Source organism: Stenotrophomonas sp. ESTM1D_MKCIP4_1, from assembly GCF_003086895.1.
Lineage (GTDB): Bacteria > Pseudomonadota > Gammaproteobacteria > Xanthomonadales > Xanthomonadaceae > Stenotrophomonas.
Map to the genome: position 1 here is coordinate 1,885,706 of NZ_CP026004.1, position 16,877 is coordinate 1,902,582.

Below are 16,877 nucleotides of genomic sequence, written 5' to 3' on the forward strand. Positions count from 1 at the left end.
GCGGTTGCCCGTCAGCGCTCCATCGTTTCCCACCAGCGGGTCCCGGCGCTGGGCGCCTGCATGTCCAGTCTCTCGCCCATGACGGGAGTGGCCACGGCTACGTTCTTCGCCGCTGCCAGCGCGGTGATGCGCTCGAAGGGTTGCTGCCATGCGTGCAGGGCGAGGTCGAAGGTGCCGTTATGGATCGGCAGCAGCCACTTGCCGCGCAGGTCCAGGTGGGCCTGCAGCGTCTGTTCGGGCTGCATGTGCACGAAGGCCCATCGCTTGTCGTAGGCACCGGTCTCGATCATCGTCAGGTCGAACGGGCCGTACTTCTCGCCGATGGCCTTGAAGCCATCGAAGTAGCCGGTATCGCCGCTGAAGAAGATGCGGAAGTCGTCGTCCTGGATGACCCACGAGGCCCAGAGGCTGCGGTCGCTGTCGCCCAGGCCGCGGCCCGAGAAATGCTGGCCCGGGGTCGCGGTCAGGCGCAGGCCGCTGGCTTCGGTGGACTGCCACCAGTCCAGCTGCTCGACCTTGGCGGGGTCCACGCCCCAGGCGATCAACTGGTCACCCACACCCAGCGGTGCGATGAAGCGTGCGGTCTTGCCAGCAAGCTGCATGACGGCGGCATGGTCCAGATGGTCGTAATGGTTGTGCGAGAGGATCACCCCGGCGATGGGCGGCAGCTCCTCGATGCTGATCGGCGGTGCATGGAAGCGTGCCGGCCCCATCCACTGCACGGGCGAGGCGCGTTCTGAAAACACGGGGTCGGTGAGCCAGTAATGCCCGCGCAGCTTCAGCAGAAGGGTGGAGTGGCCCAGCCGGAACAGGCTGCGATCCGGTGCGGCGTCCAGCGCGGCACGATCCAGGGCTGTTACCGGGATGGGCGCGGTCGGCACGGTGCCTTTGGGCCGGTTGAAGAGGAAGGTCCACCACAGTTCGACGCCGGCACGCAGGCCCATCGCCGGCTTCGGCAGGGCATTGCGGAACTTGCCGTCGATGTAGTGCGGCGAATCGGGAAAATCGGGCAGGGACCAGGACTTGCAGAAGGTATAGGCGGTCACGGCAAGGGTTCCGAACAGGAGGACAAGGAGCAGGCGCTTCATCGGGGACGTCCGCTGGGTACACTGCACAGTGTAGTTTCCGCATTCGAGAAAGTACACCGGCCAGTGTAAAATGCGCGTCATCGTTCAGCTTCCCGGTCTTTTCATGTCCCGAGCCCCGCAACGCCTGACCGACCGCAAACGCGAGGCCATCGTGCGCGCGGCGGTTGAAGAGTTCCGCAGTGCCGGCTACGAGGCGACCAGCATGGACCGCATCGCGGCAGCGGCAGGGGTGTCCAAGCGCACGGTCTACAACCACTTCCCGAGCAAGGAAGAGCTGTTCGCCCACATCCTGGAAGCGCTGTGGGAAAGCAGCATGGCCGCGGTGGTGCTGCCCTATCGCGCCGACCAGCCGCTGGAGGTACAGCTGCTGCAGTTGCTGGGGCAGAAGCTGGATCTGCTGGGCGATGCCAACTTCATCGACCTCGCCCGTGTGGCGATGGCCGAGATCATCCATTCACCCGAGCGGGCGCAGGCCATCGTCTGCCGCCTGGGCGAGAAGGAGGGCGGTGTGAGCGCGTGGATCCGCGCGGCCATCGCTGATGGACGATTGCGCGAGGTTGATCCGGAGTTTGCTGACCATCAGCTGCAGGGGCTGGTGAAGGGCTTTGCATTCTGGCCGCAGGTGACCATGGGCCAGCCGCCGCTGGGCCCGGCTGAACGGCGCAAGGTGGCCGAATCGGCGGTGGCGATGTTTCTGGGCTTCTACGCACGCTGAGTCGGGCGCGCTGTGGTGATGCAGCCGCGCGGTGTTGTGCAGTGGCGTCATGTTGTGACCGGATTGCCTGCGAAGGGACGTGGGCATCTGCGACACTGCGTACAGATTCCATGGCAAGCCCCTCCCATGTCTTTCGCGTCGGCGCAGCAGATCAGTGACGTCCTGCAGCAGTCTTACGGCATCACTGCCACTGCGGTGGTGCCGCGCGCGGTGGGTGCCGACGCGAGCGCGGGCGTGTTCCGCATCGATGCGCGCGACAGCCAATGGTGGTTGAAGTGCCGCCGCTACCAGGTCGCACCCGTGGTGTGGGAGGGCCTGCACTGGCTGCGCGGCACGCTGGGCATCGAGGAGATCGTGGCGCCGTGGCCGGCCATGACCGGTGGCGCCTCGGTGCAGCGCTGGGACCTGCAGTTCACTCTGTTCCCGTACATCGAAGGACAATCCGGGTTTGAAGCGCCGCTGAGCGCGCGGCAGTGGCAGCGCCTGGGGGACGTGATGCGCCGCCTGCATGCCGCAGAACTGCCGGAGGCGCTGGCCGAGGGCCTGCCCCGGCAGTCGCTGTCCTGCGATGCACTGGATACGGTGGGCCATTGGCTGCAGCAGCCAATGACGTTGCCGGTGGCAGAGGATCGCTGGGGCCGGGCGTTCCACGCCGTGTGGGAGCGCCAGCGCGACCGCATCGCCGTGCTGCACGAGCGCGCGCGGTGTCTGCAGCAGGCGCTGGCTGACCGTGTGCCGCAACTGCACCCGTGCCACACCGACCTGCACGCGGGGAATGTATTGATGGGCCAGGACGGGGCACTGCACCTGATCGATTGGGATGGCCTCTCGCTGGCGCCGCGCGAGCGCGACCTGATGTTCGTGGGCGCTGCCGTGGGCGGGCGATGGGGGCGCGAGCGTCCGCAGGGGTTCGTGCAGGGCTATGGCGATGATCTGGGCGATCCGCAATGGATCGCCTGGTACCGGCACGTTCGCATCCTGCAGGACCTGGTGGAGTTCCAGCAGATGCTGATGGGCAGCGATGGCGGCTACCGGCCACCGCAGCAGCGACGGCAGGCGCTGCACCATCTGGGCGAACTGTTCGCGCCAGGCAATGTGTTCTGCGCGGCCGAGCGGGCTTTTACCGCCGGGTAGATCCACGCCACGCGTGGATGGCTGTGATTGGGGGCGTCATTCAGCCGGCTTGGCTGCCGCTGTCGCGGCCACACTCGCGGCACGCCGGGCCAGCACCGCCTCCCGGTGCGCGATGTAGGCGTTGGCGGCCAGGATGATGCCGGCACCGACCAGGGTCCAGCGGTCCACGCTTTCATCGAACAACAACCAGCCGCACACGGTGACGAGCGGCAGCTGCAGGAAGCTGATGGGTGTGAGTGCCGAGACTTCACCCAGCCGCAACGCGCGTGTCCACAGCAGCTGGCCAACCGTGCCCATCACGCCAGTGGCCACCAGCCACAGCCAGGCCATGCCGGTGGGCCAGACCCAGACGAACAGCGCCGGTACCAGCGACAGCGGCACCCAGAACACATAGGTGTAAAGCACCACGGTGTCGGCGCTGTCGACGCGGGTAAGCTGCTTGATCTGGATGGCCACCAGCGAACTGAGCAGGGCAGCGGCCACGGCGATCAGGCTGCCGGCGGAGAATCCGGCCATGCCGGGCCGGACAATCACCAGTACGCCGATGAACCCCACGACGACGGCCGCCCAGCGTCGCACGCGGACGGTTTCGCCCAGCCACAGCACTGCGGCGATGGTGACGAACAACGGCGTTGAATAGGACAGCGATACGGCCTGGGCCAAGGGCAGGTGGCCCAGTGCCCAGAACGCGCACAACATCGAGCCCAGGCCGATCGCGCTGCGCACGAAGTAGCGCGGCAGCTGCTGGGTCTTCAGCGGTGCACGCCCCGGACGCAGCAGCATCGGCAGCAGGGCCAGCAGGCCGAACGCGTTGCGGAAGAACGCCACTTCCTGGGTGGGCACGTAGCGCGTGGCATAGCGGATCGCCACGGCCATCAGGCCGAACGCCATCGTGCTGGCCAGCATCAGCAGCGCCGCCCGCGCCGGGGTGGCGAGCGCGGGCCTGACGCTGGCGTTCACCACTGGGCGCCGAGCAGGCGCGGCTCCGGTTCGATGGGCACGCCGAACTTCTCCAGCACCGAGGCGGAAATGCGCCGGGCCAGGGCCAGCAGTTCGGCACCGGTGGCATTGCCATGGTTCACCAGCACCAGTGCATGGCTGGGGGCCACACCCGCATCACCTTCGCGGTAGCCCTTCCAGCCACACGCGTCGATCATCCAGGCCGCCGAGACCTTGCGCTGGTCATCACGCTCACCGGGGAACACGGGCAGATCGGGGAAGTGCTGCTGCAGTACCTCCACCTGTTCCAGGGGCAGCACCGGGTTCTTGAAGAAGCTGCCGGCATTGCCCAGCACGTCCGGGTCGGGCAGCTTGCGGCGGCGGATGGTGATGACCGCGTTGGCCACGTCCACCGCGCTGGGCAGCTCCACGCCCTGCGCCTGCAGTTCCTCGCGGATGCCGGCGTAGTCCATGCGCAGATCGTGCAGCAGCGGCAGCTTCAGCTCGATGGCAGTAATGAGATAGCGGTCCTGCTGCTGCTTGAACACGCTGTCGCGGTAGGCGAAGCCACACTGCTCGTTGTCCAGCCGCACCCAGGTCTGCTCCTGGCAGTCCCATGCTTCCACCGTCTGGATGAACTCGCCCACCTGTGCGCCATAGGCGCCGATGTTCTGGATGGGGGCAGCGCCGGCGGTACCGGGAATGAGCGCGAGGTTTTCCAGGCCGGACAGGCCTTCCTGCAGCGACCACATCACCAGGCCATGCCAGGACACACCTGCGCCGGCACGGATGACCGCATGGTCGGCGCGATGTTCGAGGAAGCTGATGTCGCGGTTGCCGAACACCAGCACGGTGCCCGGCAGATCGTCGGCGATGAGTACGTTGCTGCCGCTGCCCAGTACCAGCAGCGGACCATCGGCCACGCGGGGCAGGGCCAGCACGTCGGGCAGCAGGGCAGGGTCGTGCAGTTCCAGCAGCTGTGCAGCCTGGGCACGTACGTGGAAGGTATTGAGTGCCTGCAGCGGCGCGTTTTCGGTGAGGGTCCAGCGCAACGGAACGGCAGCGCCGTCGACGGTATCCATGGGCGCGCTCACAGCGGTGCCACCGCGCCACGGCTGGGGGCTTCGCGGCGGCGACGGATCGCTTCCACGCATTCGGCCACCAGCGACGGGCCCCGGTAGATCAGGCCGCTGTAGCACTGCACCAGGGCAGCGCCGGCGGCCATCTTGGCCACGGCGTCGGCGCCGGACAGAATGCCGCCCACGCCCACCAGCGGTACCGATTCGGGCAGGCGAGCGCGCAGGCGGCGCAGCACCAGGGTCGACTGGTGCAGCACTGGTGCACCGGACAGGCCACCTGCTTCGTTGGCAAGCGGGTCGCCGGCAATGCCGCTGCGATCGACCGTGGTGTTGGTGGCGATCACCCCGTCCACCTGCAGTTCGCCCAGCACGCGGGCGGCAGCGTCGATGTCGCGCTCACTCAGGTCCGGCGCGACCTTCACCAGCATCGGTACGCGGCGCCCGTGCTGTGCGGCCAGTGCTTCCTGGCGGTCGCGCAGCTGGCTGACCAGCTGGCGCAGCGCGGTCTCTTCCTGCAGCTCGCGCAGGCCGGCGGTGTTGGGCGAGGAAATGTTGACGGTGATGTAGTCGGCCAGCGGATACACCTTGTCCAGGCAGGTGATGTAGTCATCGACCGCCTGTTCGTTGGGGGTGTCCTTGTTCTTGCCGATGTTGATGCCCAGCAGGCCGCGGCGGTTGCGCGCGCGTTCGACGTTGCGTACCAGCGCATCGACACCGGCATTGTTGAAGCCCATGCGGTTGATGATGGCCTGGTGCGCCGGCAGCCGGAACAGGCGCGGCTTCGGATTGCCCTCCTGCGCGCGCGGGGTGATGGTGCCGATCTCGACGAAGCCGAAACCCAGCGCGAACAAGGCATCGATGTGCTCGCCGTTCTTGTCCAGGCCAGCGGCCAGGCCGACCGGATTGGGGAAGGTCAGCCCGAACACGGTGCTCGGCATCGGCGCGATGCGTGCGGCCAGCAGCGGCGTGGTGCCGGTGCGGTAGGCCAGGTCCAGTGCGGACAGGCCGAGGCCGTGGGCGCGCTCGGCGTCGAGCGAGAACAGGAAGGGGCGGGCAAGCGAATACATGCGTTGGTTCAATCCAGCGTGCCGAGGAAGGCTCGGGTTCGATATTCAAAGGCGACCTGGCCATCCACCGCGTGGGTGTTGAACAGGTCCTGCAACGCCGCCAGCATCGGCGCGTGGCGCGCGTGCCCGGACTGCGGTGCGTAGGAAGAAGAGAGCAGGCGCCCGCGCAGGGCGTCGAAGTCCAGCAGCTGCACGTTGGGCAGTTCGATCATGCCGCGCAGGCCGGCGCCGAACCATGCCTGCATGGTGGCATCGTCCTGGTAGCGCTCGGCCACGGCGGTGTAGTCGGTGCCGTAGTCCAGCAGCAGTTGTTCGTAACCAACCAGGAACGGGCTGGCATCAAGCAGTCGCGAGTTCCAGTAGACCAGGGCCATCCCGCCCGGGCGCAGGATGCGCTGCCATTCGGCACGCACCGCCACGGTGTCGAACCAGTGGAAGGCCTGCGCGGCGCTGACCAGATCGACGCTGGCAGCGGCCAGTCCGGTCGCCTCGGCGCGGCCGTCCACGGCGCGGAACAACGGATACTGCGGGGCCAGCCAGTGCTCGGCGGCCGCGCGCATCGCTGCATTGGGTTCCACTGCCACCAACGGGTGGCCGGCGGCCAGGAATGCACGACTGGAAATACCGGTGCCCGCGCCGATGTCGGCAACCAACGCCGGGACGGGCACGGCCATCGGGCCGTGCAGCCAGTCCATCAGCGCAGCGGGGTAGTCCGGGCGGTAGCGCACATAGTCGGCGACCCGGCTGCTGAAGCGTTCAGTGCTGTCCGACGCGCTCATGGCCGTCAGTTCGACAGGGTGGCCAGCCAAGCCAGGCCGCCGAAGAACAGGACGATGGCCAGCAGGCCCAGGCCCAGCATGATGACGTTCACCCAGCCCAGGATCAGACCGGTGAGCGCCAACCCGTCGCCTTCAAGCTCGGCGGGGCGGAGGCGGATCTCCTTGCGCGCCATGTGCCCGGTGATGATGGCGACGATGCTGGCGACGAAGGGCAGTACGGTCCAGCTGGCGATGCCCAGCACGAGGCTGAGGACGGCCAGGGCACTTGTCTGTCGGGGTGCCACGCTCATGGGGGTCCTCCTTGGCAGTGTGCACATGATAGTGCCTGTGGGCCGCCAAGCCCATGGGCAGCGGCGCCGCGGCCTGGATAGGCGTCGACCTTGGTCGACGGAGAGCGCAAACCAAGATTGGCAGCTACCGGGGAATCGCAGCTGCGGCTTTGGTAGGCGTCGACCTTGGTCGACGGAAGGCGCCAACCAAGGTTGGCAGCTACCGAAGCGTGGGCGTCAGCCCATCAGTACCTGGCCACCATCCACGTTGAGGACGTGGCCGGTGATCCAGCGCGCCAGCGGTGAACACAGGAACAGGGCGGCGTCGGCGATCTCGCGGGGGTGGCCAAAGCGGCCGAACGGAATCCGCGCCAGCGTGGCGTGATACAGGTCAGGGTCGTCGACGCGGCGACGGTCCCACAGGCCGTCGGCAAATGCGATGGAGCCCGGCGCGATGGCGTTGACCCGGATGCGATCCGCGGCAAGTGCCAGCGCCTGCGAGGTGGTGTAGTGCGAGAGCGCGGCCTTGGCCGCCGCATACGGGGCGCCTCCCGGACGCGGCTGCTGGGCGGCGATCGAGGACAGGTTGAGGATGCAGGCGTCGTCGGATGCGCGCAGCCAGGGAAGGGCCAGGCGGGAGGCGCGTACGGCAGCCATCAGGTCGATCTGCAGGCTTGCCGCCCAGCCGTCCTCATCATCGGCCATGCCGTAGCCGGTGGCATTGTTGACCAGTACGTCGATGCCGCCGAGCGCATCGGCAGATGCCTGCAGCCAAAGGCTGATCTGATCGATATCCGCCAGATCGGCGGTAAACACATGCAGCGGCGTGCCCTGCGCTTCTGCGTCGGCCTGCAGGCGCTGCAGGCCGGGCAGGCCACGGGCGCAGGCCGATACCCGGGCACCGGCGCCGGCAAACGCCAGCGCGAGTTCACGGCCGATGCCCTTGCTGCCGCCAGCGATGAGCACGCGGCGGCCGCTGAAGTCCAGGGTCGGAGCCCCTGCGGGGATCCGACCCTGGGTCAGATCCCCGCAGGGGCTCTGACCCACAGGCATGGTCGTGCTGTTGGCCATTACAGGTCGAACTTGATGCCCTGGGCCAGCGGCAGCGAATCGGAGTAGTTGATGGTGTTGGTCTGGCGGCGCATGTAGACCTTCCACGCATCCGAGCCCGACTCGCGTCCACCGCCGGTGTCCTTTTCGCCACCGAAGGCGCCGCCGATCTCCGCACCGGACGTGCCGATGTTGATGTTGGCGATGCCGCAGTCGCTGCCGGCGGCCGAGAGGAACTTCTCGGCGGTCTTCAGGTTCTGGGTGAAGATCGAGGACGACAGGCCCTGCGGCACGCCGTTCTGCATGTCGAAGGCTTCATCGATGCTGTCGTACGGCATGACGTACAGGATCGGTGCGAAGGTCTCGTGCTGGACCACCGCGTCGCTGTTCTTCAGGCCGGAGACAATGGCCGGCAGCACGAAGTTGCCGGCGCGATCGATGCGGGTGCCACCGGTTTCGATGGTGCCGCCGGCCGCTTTGGCCTGGGCGATGGCATCGAGGAACTGCTGCACGGCGCCGTCGCTGTTCAGCGGGCCCATCAGGTTGGCGGCATCGGTCGGGTCGCCGATCTTGCCTTCCACCTGCTTGTAGGCCTTGACCAGCGTGGCCAGCACGTCGGCGTAGATCGAGCGGTGCACGATCAGGCGGCGGGTGGTGGTGCAGCGCTGGCCGGCGGTACCGACGGCACCGAACACGATGCCTGGCACGGCCAGCTTCAGGTCAGCCGTCTCGTCCAGGATGATGGCGTTGTTGCCGCCCAGTTCCAGCAGGCAGCGGCCGAGGCGACGGGCAACCTTTTCGTTGACCGTACGGCCGACCTGGGTCGAGCCGGTGAAGCTGATCAGCGGTACGCGGCGGTCGTCCACCAGCTTTTCCGACAGGGCGGTGCCGGCGTCGTTGACCAGGAAGAAGATGTCCGGGAAGCCGGCTTCGCGCAGCGCTTCGTTGCAGATGCGCATGGAGGCGATGGCGGTCAGCGGGGTCTTGTTGGACGGCTTCCAGATGCAGATGTCACCGCAGATGGCGGCCAGGAACGCATTCCAGCTCCACACCGCGACCGGGAAGTTGAAGGCCGAGATGATGCCGACCAGGCCCAGCGGGTGGTACTGCTCGTACATGCGGTGGCCGGGGCGCTCGGAATGCATGGTATAGCCGTAGAGCATGCGGCTCTGGCCCACGGCGAAATCGGCGATGTCGATCATCTCCTGCACTTCGCCGTCGCCCTCGGGCTTGCTCTTGCCCATTTCCAGGGCGACCAGCGAACCCAGCGCGTCCTTGTGCTTGCGCAGCGCTTCGCCGCACAGGCGAACGGCTTCGCCGCGACGCGGGGCCGGGGTGGTACGCCAGGTCTTGAAGGCTTCCTGCGCACGGGCGATGACGGTCTCGTACTCGGCCTCGGTGGTGGCACGGACCTGCGCGATCGGCTCGCCGGTGGTCGGGTTGACCGGGGTGATCAGCTCACCACCGGTGGCGCTCGACCATTCCCCGTTGCCCAGGTAGGTGCCAGCGTTGACCGCGTCCAGACCAAGGGACTTGAGCAGCTCGGAAGACATGCAGACTCCTGTATTTCGTTACGGTGTAGGTGCCGCCACGGGCAGGTGGGGGTTGTGGCGGACTGAACCGGCGATGGTAACAGAGGGTTGCGGCGGGGCTTGGTGCAGTGCGGGGTGAGAGGCGCCAAAGGCTTGACGGGGCGTCACGATTACCGGGCGGTCCGGGCCGGGTCAAAGTGATAGAAATCAGTGCTCTATGTCTCGCTTACCGGGCTGATTGCGTCAAATGAATGCCGGTTGGCCGCTATCTTTTGTGACGCAGTTCAGACACAATCCAAGCGGAGTCAATCAAACCGCAATCAAGTGTGTGCATCGGCTGGGGAGATCGGTGCTGCCTGGGATCACGTCCGGATCCGCGGAACCGTCTGAAGGAGAAACATCTGTGCTACATGGATCCGTAGAAGATCTTTCCAGCCACCCGAGCCGGGCCCGTCGCCGCGTAGAGGCCCGGGCTGCACTTGAACTGGCACTGCGCCTGGGCGATCTCGCGGCCGTTCCGCTCACCGCTGTGCTGTCCCACATGGTGTTCTATGGTTCGGCCGCACCGGACCCGTCGCAGCGCATCGTGTTCGGTGCCCTGCTGCTGAGCGCGATGGTGTGCTTCATGATCGCGCCGGTGTACCGCAACTGGCGCGCGCGCGGCCTGATCACCGACCTCTGGGTCCTGTTCCTGGCGTGGTCCGCTTCGTTCGCGTTGTTCTCGGTCTACGCCGTGCTGGTCGACATGGCCGGTTCGGTGCCGACGCGCTGGCTGCTCGGCTGGTTTGGCGCGGGCCTGACGCTGATGATCGGCACGCGGGTGGCGTTGCGCGTGCAGCTGCATCGCCTGCGCTCGCGCGGCCTGGACCGTGAGCGCGTGCTGCTGGTGGGCCTGCGCTCGTCGGGACTGAAGCTGCACCGCCTGCTGCGCGGCAAGCCCGAGCTGGGCAAGGAAGTGGTGGGTTACTTCTCCGCCAAGGGGGATGTGGCGACCCGCCGTGGTGGCGATGCGCCGCGCTGCCTGGGCGCACTGGCCGATCTGCCCCGTTACATGGACCAGCACCGCGGTGAGTTCGACCAGCTGTGGGTGTCGATGACTCCCGGCGACGCGGGCGACATGAAGGCCATGCTGAAGCAGATCGAGCGCTTCCCGGTGCCGGTGCGGCTGATTCCGGATACCACCGGCTGGGGCACGCTGAATCCGGGTGTGCATCAGGTCGGCAACGTGCCGATGATTGGTGTGCGCCAGGGCCTGGCCGACCACAATTTCCGGCTGGCCAAGCGTGTGGAGGACATCATCGTGGCCGGCCTGGCGGTGATCGCGCTGGCCCCCGTGTTCGCCGTGCTGGCCATTGGCGTGAAGTTGAGCTCGCCCGGTCCGGTGCTGTTCCGCCAGCGCCGTCATGGCCTGGGCGGCAAGGAATTCTCGATGCTGAAGTTCCGCTCCATGCGGGTGCACGCGGAAGGTTCGTCGGACAAGATCACCCAGGCCACGCGCAACGATCCACGTGTGACCCGCTTTGGTGCGTTCCTGCGCCGCAGCAGCCTGGACGAGCTGCCGCAGTTCTTCAACGTGCTGGGGGGCAGCATGTCGGTGGTCGGGCCGCGGCCGCACGCCGTGCAGCACAACAACCACTACGAGCGCCTGATCGACCGCTACATGCACCGTCACTATGTGAAGCCGGGCATCACCGGCTGGGCGCAGGTGCACGGGTTGCGCGGTGAAACGCCGGAGCTGCGCTCGATGAAGAAGCGCGTGCAGTACGATATCGACTACATCCGCCGCTGGAGCCCGACCCTGGATGTGCGCATCATCGTGATGACGGCATTCAAGGTGCTGGGCCAGAAGTCGGCATACTAGGCATCGAGGTGGTAACCGGCTTCGCGCCGGTCCCGCCCGCGTGGAAGCGCCCGGTTCGCAGCAGCGGCCGGGCGCTGCGTTTCATGTGATGAAGAACTGACGGAAGCCGTTGTCTGTGTTCAAGAATATTCTGGTTGTGTGTGTCGGCAACATCTGCCGCAGCCCATCGGCTGAGGTGATGTTGCGTGAAGCAGTGCAGGGCAAGGGCATCACGGTGTCCTCGGCCGGCCTGGGGGCTCTGGTCAACCACGGCGTGGATGCTACGGCGCAGGCGCTGTTGACCGAGCATGGCCTGGATGGCAGCAGCCATCGCGCGCGGCAGATCGACCGCAGCATCCTGGGCGCTGCGGATCTGGTGCTGGTGATGGAGCGCAAGCACGTTCACCGCATCATCGAGATCGCGCCGGAGGCATCGGGCAAGACCTTCCTGCTGGGCAAGTGGCAGGCTGATCGCGAGATTCCCGATCCGTACCGGCAGCAGCGCGCGGCCTTCGAGCACGTCTACACGCTGATGGATGAAAGCGTGAAGAGCTGGGTGCGCTACCTCTGAGTGCCCGCGCGCGGTTGCCGCTGCGCTGCGGGCAGAAGGCCGGGAGCCGCGTGGCTCCCGGCCTTTTTCATTCACCGACCGTGCGCAGGTTGTCGTAGAAGAAGCGCTCGTCGCGGTCGCCGGTCATGCCGTACAGGCCGTACTTGCGTCCAAGCATCGCGCCGCCGTCGCGGATCAGCGGGTTCCAGTTGAACGCCGCACGACCGCGCGTGGAGCGCGGCAGGAAGCCATCCAGCGGAATGCTGAAATAGATGCCCTTGTCGAAACTGCCTTCACCGAAATCGCGCGCCGACACATTGGTCTTGGTGGCGTAGGCGCCCATCGTCACGCCGTTGTCGAACACGCGGGCCAGGTCCAAGGTGGCGCCCTTGTCACCCGCCAGGTACTGGCCGACCGACAGCGAGCCGATGATGCGCTCGCGGGCGTCGAACGCGTAGAAGAACGTAGCGTGGCCGGTGGTGATGCGGTAGTCGCGCAGGCCGAAGTGCTGGTCGTAGTCGCGCTGCTGCACCCGGTTGAGATTGGCACCGACGGCCCAGCGCTCGCCACTGGGGCGATACAGCAGCTCACCACCGACGCCGGCGTACATCCATTCCAGATAGCCCGCGTAGGCGATGCCGTACAGGTCCGGTGCCAACCGCCCGGCGATGTTGGCCTGCAGGTTGGGCAGCATGACGTCGGACGTGGTCAGGTACTGGCGGATGTCCGTGCGCACGCGCGGCAGGCGGCTGGGGGCGTTGTACTTGAACTTGTGGTAGTTGTTGGTGACATCGGCACTGACCGTGCCGGTCAGCCAGATGTTGTCGCGCAGGAACAGGCTGCCCGAATAGTTGGCCGCGACCTGGTACAGGATGAAGCCATCGGGGCCGCCCAGATTCTGCCGGTAGCCGACGTTGAAGCCGCCGCCGAACGGGCTGCGCTTGGGCGTGTAGAGGGTTTCGCGCGCACGTGCGTCGGGCGCCTGCAGTTCCGTGCTTCGCCGCAGTACATCTTCGCTGACCGTCCCGTCCAGGTAGCCGGCGAATGCTTCGCGGTTGATCGACAGGTCGGCGATGGGCATGCCCACGCGGGTGGTGCGCAGGGTGAACCAGTCGTAGTCATCGCCGGTCGCATTGGCAAGGATGCGCGTGGCACGACCCAGACCCTTGGCGGCATGCAGGTAGCGCATCTGGTAGCCGTCCACGTACAGCTCGTCACCGCGGCGGGAGATGCGTTCGACCCGGAAGCCGGCGTTGCGCTGCAGCTCGGCGCTGACGGCCGCCCAGTCGGGGCCGATGGCCGGTGCATCGGCGGAAGCATCGCTGCTGGCCGCGACCGCGCGCTGTTCGGCAACCGCAGTTTCGGGCAGCAGGCGCTGCGGCGGCGGATCGAACGGCTTGGGTGCGGCTGGCGTGTTGCCCGGGTTGCCACGGAGGGTGAGCGAGAACATGGCTGCATCGCCTCGTTCCCAGGCGGCGGTCAGCTCGACATTGCGGCTCGGGACATAGACCAGGCCCACGTTGATGGGGGTGCGCTGCCGCAGGTTGTTGTTGCGGGGCTCGCGGCGGTAGTCGTTGCCGTCGTACTCCACCTTGAGCAGCAGCTCGTCCATCGGCGTCTGGTAGGTGATGCCGCCGAAGATGCCGACCGGGCCCTTGAACATGTTGCTGAGGCCGAACTTGCCGGCCTGCGTGATATCGCTGCTGCCTACCGACCGGCGACCCTTGAAGCGGTCATCGATCAGGCCCAGTGGATTGGAGAAGTCGCCACGGTTGCCGATGTAGCCCGTGGCCAGGCCGACCGACGCGTCAAACGGGCCAAAATTCTTGTTGACGACCAGATACTCGCTGGAGAAGAACCCGGTGCCGCCGAGATCGCGCACACCGAAGGCCACTTCCGGCAACAGGCGCGACTCTTCCCACAGGCGCAGTTTGAAGTCGATCGACTTGTCCTTGTAGTGCTGGTTGCCGGCGTAGCTTCGCCCGTAATAGAGGTTGTTGACGTTGATGTAACGGAAGGACGCTTCCAGCCATGGGAACGGCTGCAGGGTGAGGTTGTAGCGTGCGTAAGGCGAGTTGTAGGACGCGGTGAAGCTGAGGTCGCCGTCATCGGCCATGCGCGCGGTCGGTGTCTGCAGCAGGCCGATGCCACCCCATTCGTTGGCGGTGGGAGGCGGCGCTTCCTGCGCATGCAACGCGCAGGACAGCGACAGGGCGAGCGCGCTCAGCGCGAAACGGGCGGGGCGCGCCAGGCGCGCACGCGGGCAGGGCTGGGTCATCACGGGCTGACAGGCTGGGTGGCGATGAACGCGGCGAAATCGCTGTTGAACAGCGGGTCGATGCGTTTGATGAGCGGGGCACGCAGGGGAACGAACAGCGTTCCGCCGGCCGCGATGGCCTGCGGGTCGGCGCGGTTCCACAGCGCTATGCCCAGTTGCTGGACCTGCCCGTCGGGCTGGATCACATAGATGTCGTTGCGGTCGGCAAGGCGGCTGGGGCGGCAGTCACGCAGGTAGTCGCGTGCGTCCCGCTGCGGTACGTGCGGCAGGACGCAGGCCTGCCCGACCGCGCCCATGACGGTGATCGTGCGCGGCTGCAGCGGGAAGCGCAGCGTATCGCCGTTGGCGAGCACCGGATTGTGCGCGGGCTGCGCCTGGATCAGTCGCGCGGGGCCGGTGATGGGCATCCGCCCGGTTGCCGGGTGCGTGTCCAGCCAATCGTGCAGCGTCCGGGCCAGGGTCGACACGTCCGCATCGCTGGAACCGGTCAGCTGGCTGGCGCCATACAGCAGGCCGGCGCGAAGGCGCACCTGTGCGTCCATGGCCTGTGGGCGCTCGAAGCGGGTCGCCAGCAGATAGGCGTCTGCGCGTGGGCGGGCCTTCAGCAGGGCGTCGGCGAGGCGTGCGGTGGCGGGCATCGTATGCACGCCCTGCGCTTCAGCCGCGCCCTCGATGCGCACCTCGGTGGCCTGCGCCGTGCTGGCCGCGCACAAGGCGGCGATCATCACCAAGCCGGAAAATCGATACGTCATGGCTCAATCCTTGGCCGGGCGATAGGGTTTGAGCTGGGTCAGCTCCGCAACGCGGTCGGGCGCCAGGTGCTGGCGGCTCTTCCAGATGAAGCCGGTGGCCGGATCGGCCCAGTAGACATTGCGGCCGTGCATGCCGCCGCCCTGCAGCTGTTCGTCGAAACGCTGCAGGGTGCGACGCGTACCAAGGATGTCCACCTGCTCCAGTGCGCCCTTGCGCAGGGTGCCGGTCACGGCCACGCCGACCTGGTAGGCCGGCACCCAGTCGTAACGGCGCTGCACGGTGACCGGGGTGGTCACGGCGCGCAGGTCGTCAAACGGCGAAGGCCCCTTGATGCGGGCGCGCCATTGCTGCCCCAGTCCGCTGCCTCCCAGCAGCAGGCCGTGGCGATCCATCTCGAACACCGCATGCGAGCCGGCGTACCACTGCTGGCGGCCGTCATCGATGTAGCCGAGCACGGCCACCGCTACGATGTCCGGCGTTTCCACCTGCAACTGCGGGAAGCGGACGCTGGCCACGCCCTCGGCGGTGGCCTGCGCCGGGCGATGGGTGATCAGCCGGAACGTTTCCGCAGTGGACCGGCTGCCCACGGTGCAGCCGGTGACCAACAGGCTGGCGGCGACGGCCAGCAAGCCGAGCGCGCGGTATGCCGGCCGGTGGCGGGCCGCGTCCATGCGGGCCACGTCAGTTGTCCCTGACTTCAGTACCGGTACGCGCGGCGTTGTACAGGATGCTGGTGAAGGGCAGCAGCTGGTTCACGAAGCGGTTCCAACGGCTGACACCGGCGGCGCCGACGAACACGACGTCGCCCGGCTGCAGGTGGAACTGACTGCCGGTAGCGAACGCGGTGGGCGAGCGCGCCTCCAGCTGGTAGACCATCGAGGGCTCCTGCTGCAGGTCGGTGCTGCCGCGGATGACGTACACAGCGTTGCCGTTGGCGGTCTGCTGCAGCAGGCCGCGGGCACGGCCCAGCGCCTGGTTCAGCGAGACGTCGCCGGTGCGGAAGCTGTAGGCGCCCGGCAGGTTCACCTCGCCCACCACGAAGATCTCCTTGCGATCCAGGTAGGGAACGAAGATGGAGTCGCCATCCTTGAGGTACAGCTGGCGACCGCCGAACTCACGGGCCAGGGTTTCCAGGTTGATGGTGTAGGTGGTGCCGTCGCGGCTGAGCTGGATGCCAGACAGGTCCGCCTGGGCGCTGTTGAGGCCGGCCTGGCTGATGGCATCGGCCAGCGTCAGCGGCGAGGTGCCAAGCGCGATGGGCGAGGAGCGTTCGGCCGCACCGGTCACCCAGACGCGCTGGCTGCCGTAGGTGAGGACGGACACATCGACCTGCGGCGATTCCACGTACTGGGCCAGGCGGCGGCTGATTTCCTCGCGGATCTCCACGGGCGATTTGCCCGATGCCTTGACCTTGCCGATGTACGGGTAGAACAGCGTGCCATCACTCTGCACCAGGCGGCCTGCGAGGGCGCCTGCCTGCTGCGAGCCGGCAGGCACGGTCAGCTCCGGGTGGTCCCAGACGGTGACGTAGAGAATGTCGCCCACGCCCACCTTGTACGGTTGGGGCTGGAAATCGAAGAGCGCAGCCGGCAGCGTCTTCTCAGCGCGCGCGGCATTCTCCTGTGCGATCAGCTTCGGCGTGATGGTGACGATTTCCAGCTGGCCATCGCCGCTGTGGCGGTCAAGGGCGACGTCACTGCGGCGCAGGTGCTGGCCCGGCGCGAGTGCGCAGCCGGACAGCGCCAGTACGGTGAGCGCGGCGGCAAGAAGGCGGGGAGTGGTGTTGTTCATGGCAATGGGATTC

At 67.1% G+C, this 16,877-nt stretch carries 16 protein-coding genes; 4 read left to right on the top strand and 12 right to left on the bottom strand.

The features are described from left to right. Positions 1-11: 11 nt before the first annotated feature. Positions 12-1,088 carry an MBL fold metallo-hydrolase gene (locus C1924_RS08765; RefSeq protein ID WP_108764937.1) on the bottom strand — a complete coding sequence of 359 codons (1,077 nt, stop codon included), beginning with the start codon at positions 1,086-1,088 and terminating at the stop codon, positions 12-14. 103 nt (positions 1,089-1,191) lie between these two features. Here C1924_RS08765 and C1924_RS08770 point away from each other — a divergent pair, with 103 nt between their 5' ends. Beyond that, on the top strand, positions 1,192-1,803 hold the full coding sequence (locus C1924_RS08770) for a TetR/AcrR family transcriptional regulator (RefSeq protein WP_108764938.1): 612 nt from the start codon (positions 1,192-1,194) through the stop codon (positions 1,801-1,803). A 126-nt stretch (positions 1,804-1,929) separates the two neighbouring features. Further along, complete coding sequence (locus tag C1924_RS08775; protein ID WP_108764939.1) at positions 1,930-2,937, top strand: aminoglycoside phosphotransferase family protein; 1,008 nt, start codon at positions 1,930-1,932, stop codon at positions 2,935-2,937. Positions 2,938-2,973: 36 nt separating this feature from the next. On the opposite strand, the gene C1924_RS08780 is transcribed toward C1924_RS08775, so the two are convergent. The 7 genes from C1924_RS08780 to C1924_RS08810 all read right to left on the bottom strand — a co-directional run bounded on the left by C1924_RS08780 (position 2,974) and on the right by C1924_RS08810 (position 9,673). After that, on the bottom strand, positions 2,974-3,843 hold the full coding sequence (locus tag C1924_RS08780) for a DMT family transporter (protein ID WP_108767011.1): 870 nt from the start codon (positions 3,841-3,843) through the stop codon (positions 2,974-2,976). Positions 3,844-3,893: 50 nt separating this feature from the next. Beyond that, complete coding sequence (murB, locus tag C1924_RS08785; protein ID WP_108764940.1) at positions 3,894-4,958, bottom strand: UDP-N-acetylmuramate dehydrogenase; 1,065 nt, start codon at positions 4,956-4,958, stop codon at positions 3,894-3,896. 8 nt (positions 4,959-4,966) lie between these two features. Beyond that, positions 4,967-6,022, bottom strand: coding sequence for a quinone-dependent dihydroorotate dehydrogenase (locus C1924_RS08790; protein ID WP_108764941.1), 1,056 nt, complete (start codon positions 6,020-6,022; stop codon positions 4,967-4,969). An 8-nt stretch (positions 6,023-6,030) separates the two neighbouring features. Further along, a complete protein-coding gene (locus tag C1924_RS08795; protein ID WP_108764942.1) occupies positions 6,031-6,801 on the bottom strand; it encodes a class I SAM-dependent methyltransferase in 771 nt (256 codons plus the stop codon). Positions 6,802-6,806: 5 nt separating this feature from the next. Further along, on the bottom strand, positions 6,807-7,091 hold the full coding sequence (locus C1924_RS08800; RefSeq protein WP_108764943.1) for a DUF4190 domain-containing protein: 285 nt from the start codon (positions 7,089-7,091) through the stop codon (positions 6,807-6,809). Between the two features lie 216 nt (positions 7,092-7,307). Continuing rightward, positions 7,308-8,141 (bottom strand): SDR family oxidoreductase, encoded by an 834-nt coding sequence (locus C1924_RS08805; RefSeq protein ID WP_108764944.1) that lies wholly within the window; start codon positions 8,139-8,141, stop codon positions 7,308-7,310. Further along, positions 8,141-9,673 carry an aldehyde dehydrogenase family protein gene (locus C1924_RS08810; protein ID WP_108764945.1) on the bottom strand — a complete coding sequence of 511 codons (1,533 nt, stop codon included), beginning with the start codon at positions 9,671-9,673 and terminating at the stop codon, positions 8,141-8,143. Before C1924_RS08810 ends, C1924_RS08805 begins: the two co-directional genes overlap by 1 nt. A 382-nt stretch (positions 9,674-10,055) precedes the next feature. Between C1924_RS08810 and C1924_RS08815 the strand changes: the two genes are divergently transcribed. After that, on the top strand, positions 10,056-11,513 hold the full coding sequence (locus C1924_RS08815) for an undecaprenyl-phosphate glucose phosphotransferase (protein ID WP_108764946.1): 1,458 nt from the start codon (positions 10,056-10,058) through the stop codon (positions 11,511-11,513). Positions 11,514-11,628: 115 nt separating this feature from the next. Then, positions 11,629-12,063: a low molecular weight protein-tyrosine-phosphatase gene (locus C1924_RS08820; RefSeq protein WP_108764947.1), complete on the top strand. Its 435-nt coding sequence runs from the start codon at positions 11,629-11,631 to the stop codon at positions 12,061-12,063. Between the two features lie 67 nt (positions 12,064-12,130). Here C1924_RS08820 and C1924_RS08825 read toward each other — a convergent pair whose 3' ends face one another. Genes C1924_RS08825 through C1924_RS08840 form a run of 4 tightly spaced genes read right to left on the bottom strand, consistent with a single transcriptional unit; the run spans position 12,131 to position 16,864 of the window. After that, on the bottom strand, positions 12,131-14,320 hold the full coding sequence (locus tag C1924_RS08825; protein ID WP_108764948.1) for a YjbH domain-containing protein: 2,190 nt from the start codon (positions 14,318-14,320) through the stop codon (positions 12,131-12,133). Further along, positions 14,320-15,072: a capsule biosynthesis GfcC family protein gene (locus C1924_RS08830; protein ID WP_108764949.1), complete on the bottom strand. Its 753-nt coding sequence runs from the start codon at positions 15,070-15,072 to the stop codon at positions 14,320-14,322. Before C1924_RS08830 ends, C1924_RS08825 begins: the two co-directional genes overlap by 1 nt. A gap of 3 nt (positions 15,073-15,075) precedes the next feature. Further along, positions 15,076-15,744 (bottom strand): YjbF family lipoprotein, encoded by a 669-nt coding sequence (locus C1924_RS08835; RefSeq protein ID WP_254051241.1) that lies wholly within the window; start codon positions 15,742-15,744, stop codon positions 15,076-15,078. Between the two features lie 10 nt (positions 15,745-15,754). Next, positions 15,755-16,864, bottom strand: coding sequence for a polysaccharide biosynthesis/export family protein (locus C1924_RS08840; protein WP_108764950.1), 1,110 nt, complete (start codon positions 16,862-16,864; stop codon positions 15,755-15,757). Positions 16,865-16,877 lie beyond the last annotated feature (13 nt).